The following is a 5,277-nucleotide window of genomic DNA, read 5'->3' as shown; positions in this document are numbered from 1 at the left end:
ATAAGGTAAGTCTTCTTTTTCTACGGCATAAGTTTGACCTGTGCCTTGGATGCTGTATGGATTAAGTTTGTATCCGTGACTCTCAAATAAAGCAATTTCTTCATCCCTGCCATCAATTGTTGAACGATAACCAGGAGTTTCAGAATAAACGCTTGAAGTGTGTAATAGGATAGGTTCTGATTGTGTATCCTCTTCGACTGATTCAACCTCATCATCTTTCAACTCAACCCAGTTGCCGTTTTCATCTTGGTACTCAACAAAGAGGTTTAATACATAGCCATTATCGCTAGCAATATCATCTAAAATAACTTGCATTCTCTCATTCTTAGATTTATTATCATCATAACAAGCAGAAATGCTGTTATTGAGGGAAGCAACATCGGATTTGGTTAGCCGAGCTGGGCTTCCCTCAATGTTATCTAAAATCTCATTTACTGTATTTTTTACTTGTAAATCATATTGATATTTTCCATCTGGTAATCGTCTTATAACAGTTCTAATCCCATACTCTTTGTTATCTACAATAACATTGGTCTTTATAGTGTCATAAGTGATTCCATTTTTTCTTTCTTCGCTGTCATAACTAGGTACGTCTTTTTTTACAAGAGTCCCGTTCTTAATAATTTCTTTAATTTTTGCAGCTAATTTTAATTTAATCGAAGATCCACTAAGCCCTTTGTATTTCTTAATTCCTGATTTATTAAATTTAACGTCAGCATTAATAGCTTTACAATAAATACTCTCTCCATTTGCTTCTAAATCACTTAAATATTTAATTACTTTATTTCTTAATTCAGCTTTACCTTTTTCATTAGTTAAATCAAACTCACCAAATTCATTACCTTGAACTATAACGGTAGTTTGTGATTCTTCTGGAATAGTTTGTTCGCCTGGTTCTGGAGCTTGAGGTGTTTCAGTTTCAGGTTGTTCAGTATTACTTTTAATAAATTTATTAGTATTACTTGCAAAAGCGGTTGCTACACCAGAAATGGTGTCTTTATCAAAAGGAAGATCTGTTGTTCTTACCAAACCAATTCTTTCGCCATCAGCTTTATATCCATATGTTTCAGTGGTAAAAGTGTCGCCTGTTTTTTCAATGACTAAGAATGTGCTTAAACGAGTGTTTTCTGATGCAGCGGTGAATGTGAAAATACTTCCAGTATCAGGTAATCCTAGAGGATTAGCATTACCGCCAAATTCAATTTTAAATCCGATTTGTTCTAAAAGCGGTGTAGCAACCTCCATAACAATATTTTGTACCGAAATAGATTGTTCTACTTCAGTATTATTATCTTCCGCTACAACATCTGGGGTTTGTTCTGGTTCCGGATTAGGTTCTGTTCCTAATTCTTGTTCAGGCTCTTGCTCTTGAGAAGGTTCAGCATTTTGTCCTGGTTCTTGTTCTTGAACTGGTTCTGCTGTTTGCTCTGGTTCTGGTGAAGTGTTTTGCTGTGCGTCTTGAATTGATTTAAGAGATTCAGGAGTCCAATATAAATCAATTTCCGCATTATTTTGGGTTAATTCATCAATGCTGATATAGCCAAGCTCAGGCTTATCACCAATCGAAAGAGAAGTTAAACCATACGCCTGACGTGTACCGCTTCCGCCCATATCTTTTTCAGTAATGTACCAATCATTGCCGTTCTTAAAATAATGTAGATAAACAATAGCATTTTCTTTTTGACCGTCTGTTTCGTATGTTTTTGGCATTTTCTCAATGCGATTAAATAACGTTCTTAACGTGCTAGCCATTCCAATAGCTTCCTCGCCCTTTAAAGCGTCTTGTATTGCATTAAATTGATCGGTGGAAAAGAAGGCTTTATATTTATTTAATCCTTTCTTAGCATCGCTAATATCAATTGCATTATCTGCCTCTGCCATTGATTGAGTTGCTTTTAATAAATCAATTTGTTTTTCCAAATCCTCAAGAATTTTTTCTTTTTCAGCTATCCGTTTTTCTGTTTCTTCAATACGTTGTACTTTTTCGGCTCGCTTTTGATTTTGTCTAGCGAAAGCAGAGGAGTTTTTTGCAGCTAATTTCATCATACGCATTGCCACTTCACGGACATTAATATCACTGCCTCGTTCTGGGGCAACAATGATAGTGACATCTTTTTTATTGAGTAACCATTTGTAAGAGATAACCTCGTCTTGAGGTGCAATTTTTTTAGGGGTAACGTCTGGATTATGGAAATAAATAGAAATAGTTTGCCCATCTGATAACTCAAATAAAGCCACTACATTAGCTGTACTTCTAAGCATAAACGGATCGGATATTTGCATTCCCACAACTTTTAGTTCGCTATCAGCTCGATTTAATGCCATATTCAATTGTTTCATCTTAAGTTCCAATTTTGAATAAGGAGAAACTATCGCATCTAATTGAATAATTTCATCTGCTTCATCAAGAATATCGTCTAGCGTACAAGGCTCAAAGAGTAGCCCCGTCTCCATATCTTCATTGCGTAAATCATCAAATATTTTTGTATATGTCGCTGTAATAGGTTCTTGTTTAGCGTTCCAAAAGACTTTTTTCATTGCAAATACCTTATGTTGTTTAAAAAAGATTAAACAGAATGATAGAACGATAAGAAAGGTCGTCATTTTAGTTTTTCCCTATGTAATAAGTTGTTGTTTCACAATAATGCCCATCGCAGTCGTGTCTTAAATCCAGCTCCCACGCACACCACAACAAGCTAACAATCATTAAAAGCTTGAACATATTTTCACCTTTTCGCTAAATTTAGGGTGTAGAAAACCGCCTCACGTTTTTGTGAGGTAAGGCGGTCTATTTCATTTATCTTAATCTTGGTGCGGTTTGAGAAAGATAGGCTCTTTCTGCTTCATCTATCCAATAATTAAAATAGTGGGCTAAGTCGTAAGCTTGGGAGGCAAAGTTATTTTTGAAATGCTGATTTAAACCAAGTGATATGTAGATATTTCTTATCGCAGGTTCTAGTTGTTCGCCGTGCTGTTTTGCTAACTTACAGCATTTAATTACCCCATCTAAAACATCTGCGTCAATTTCGATCATTTTAGGTTTTGGAGGTTCTGGTAAGGTAGGTCTTTGAAGATTATGGATAAACGCCATAGCAACCAGAAATTGCGATTGAGGGAGTTGATCGTATTTAGCAATTTTAAATTCAACTTTCAATAATCTATAGATTTCTTGCCAGTGCAAACCTGTTCTGTGATGGGCTTTTTGTACTGCATTTTGGATAGCCTGTTGTTGTTCAGGGGTGATCGTGTTATTTGAAAACGTGTTATTTGAAAACGTGTTATTTGAAAATGTTGGTACTTGATTTTGACCAATTAAAATTTTCTCAATTTGTTCATCGCACCAAATAGCAAATTCAACATTTAACCAACGGGCGAAGTCTATTGCTAATTTAGGATGTAACCAAGTTCCTTGAGTGAACTTCTTAGAGTTTCCTTTTTTCACAATAACTAAATCTTGTTGTGATACGGGATTTCCCTTTTCACTAAAATTTTTAGCTAAAGCAATTATATAGCTTTGTGTTCTATCTAAACGAAGATAATCATTAACTTGTTTATTAAGTGCTTTTGCAATATTAGTCGCATTTAAATAACCATTATTTAAGAATGAAACGGATATATCATTAAATGAGGTAGAAATAATATTAGACATAGTGTAATTTCCTTTCGAATTTGTGGGTGGATAGGGTGTTCGAAAACCGTTACACTAGCGGCGTATGGTATTGGATATTTCCATACCACCCTATCCATAGATTGAGTTTTACTTTTTGTATTGAAATTTGTCAGAAAAGAAAAAAGAGAAACACTAAATTTCAGATACAAAAAAATCACGTTAACGCAGTGAATGGCGAGTGTAAATTTAAATAGGAGTTTTCGAAGCTCCATAATGGGCAATATAACTCTAAATATTAACTTAGTCAATTAGCAAAATAAGCGTCATCTTGGAAGAAAACTTGAGTGCCGTTGTAATCGGCTGTGATGATGTTAGACATAGAAACTCCGATTTTAATTTTGAGATTAATTCCACTTTTGAGAGTGGTGTCGAGAGGCTCAAAAGCCTGTTCGGTCAGGCTGGAGTTATTCCCCGAAGGTATTGTATTCCTCGCCCTCTCGACATTGAACAAATATACCGTTTTTTATTCCAAAAATTGTGTAGAAAAGAAAAAGGAGAAACACAAATTTCAGATACAAAAAAACCGCATTGGATTTCGGTTGCGGATTACCGCCGATTTTAGGTTTTGAGACCTTGAATAAATCCTATCCTTGAATAGTGTTGCTGTCAAGATTGGAGATGAATTAAAAAGAGTACTGGTAATTTTAATTAAACTTTTCGTTGAGTATTTACTAAAAAATAGAGTAATATATTAAAAATTATAGTGAATAGCTCTTTAAAAGATAAGGGAAAAGGCTTGCTAAAGACGTTAGTTTTAGCGAGCTTTTTTACTTTATCAGACAGTGCCGTAAAACCACGTCCTTGAGGGCGTGGATATAAGGCATAAATATGGTATACTTCTTACTGCTAACAGAGGTCGCTTTAGGCTCTCAATGACGGCATAATCAGGGTAGGACATACCCGAAGCGTCTATGAAGTGAATCTCAATAGAGATCAGCAGTAGAAACCCACCGAGAGTAGCTCACAGCTTGCTGTGGGAGCTAGTAGGAATCCCCTGTCTTTAGGCGGGGGGGGGGGGGAGGATGTCAAAATTCAGGAGTGTCTAATATGAAAAAACAAAAAATAATTCGCTGTATGGCGTATAAAAAAGGCGATTTGTATATTGCAGTCTGTCTTGATCTTTCGTTGGCGGCACAAGCTAATTCAATGGATGAAGTAATTAATAAGCTAGAGGCGCAAATCAAAGACTTGATTGATGAGGCTAACAACGAACCTCAGTATGCCGCACAATTACTTAACCGTCCTGCACCGTTGTCATTATGGATAAAGTATTACTGGTTTAGATTTTTATCTGCTAAAAACGGTAATAAAAATAAAGTAGAATTCTTTGAAGAATTACGCTACGCATAATAATGTTTTTTAATAGAATATCCCCTTTAACTTACAAAGAAGTTTCATCGGCTTTAAAACGATTGGGTTTTGAGATGAAACCTAAAAAAAGTACGGCTCACGAACAATGGATAAGAATTGACGAAAGAGGTAAATTTCTTGTAACGGTAGATAAGCATCTATCGCCTTTTGATAAGGTACTCATTCAGTCAATGGCGAGACAAGCGGGAATGACAACGAAAGAATTCTTTAAAGAGTGTAAAAGATAAAGATTTACT

The 5,277-nt window shown here is 35.4% G+C and carries 4 protein-coding genes; 2 read left to right on the top strand and 2 right to left on the bottom strand.

Going from position 1 to position 5,277, the window contains the following annotated elements; translation table 11 throughout:
- Both PF272_RS12855 and PF272_RS12850 read right to left on the bottom strand, forming a co-directional pair.
- The coding region (locus tag PF272_RS12855) for a defense against restriction DarA-related protein (RefSeq protein ID WP_461782260.1) at window positions 1-2,538 on the bottom strand (2,538 nt) is incomplete at its 3' end.
- A 259-nt stretch (window positions 2,539-2,797) separates the two neighbouring features.
- A complete protein-coding gene (locus PF272_RS12850; protein ID WP_271143063.1) occupies window positions 2,798-3,649 on the bottom strand; it encodes a KilA-N domain-containing protein in 852 nt (283 codons plus the stop codon).
- Between the two features lie 1,068 nt (window positions 3,650-4,717).
- On the opposite strand from PF272_RS12850, the gene PF272_RS12845 reads away from it, so the two are divergent.
- Together PF272_RS12845 and PF272_RS12840 are read left to right on the top strand one after the other, a co-directional pair.
- The gene (locus tag PF272_RS12845) at window positions 4,718-5,020 is read left to right on the top strand and encodes a DUF1902 domain-containing protein (protein ID WP_271143062.1); all 303 of its coding nucleotides are present in this window, start codon (window positions 4,718-4,720) and stop codon (window positions 5,018-5,020) included.
- Between the two features lie 2 nt (window positions 5,021-5,022).
- Window positions 5,023-5,268 carry a type II toxin-antitoxin system HicA family toxin gene (locus tag PF272_RS12840; RefSeq protein ID WP_271143061.1) on the top strand — a complete coding sequence of 82 codons (246 nt, stop codon included), beginning with the start codon at window positions 5,023-5,025 and terminating at the stop codon, window positions 5,266-5,268.
- Window positions 5,269-5,277 lie beyond the last annotated feature (9 nt).

The organism is Gallibacterium faecale (assembly GCF_027920745.1).
Taxonomy (GTDB): Bacteria; Pseudomonadota; Gammaproteobacteria; order Enterobacterales; family Pasteurellaceae; genus Gallibacterium; species Gallibacterium faecale.
This window is presented reverse-complemented; position numbering and strand designations above follow the sequence as displayed.

Coding starts and splice junctions, on each gene's coding strand:
- PF272_RS12845 (WP_271143062.1), top strand. CDS start 4,718: ATGAAAAAACAAAAAATAATTCGCTGTATGGCGTATAAAAAAGGCGAT.
- PF272_RS12850 (WP_271143063.1), bottom strand. CDS start 3,649: ATGTCTAATATTATTTCTACCTCATTTAATGATATATCCGTTTCATTC.
- PF272_RS12840 (WP_271143061.1), top strand. CDS start 5,023: ATGTTTTTTAATAGAATATCCCCTTTAACTTACAAAGAAGTTTCATCG.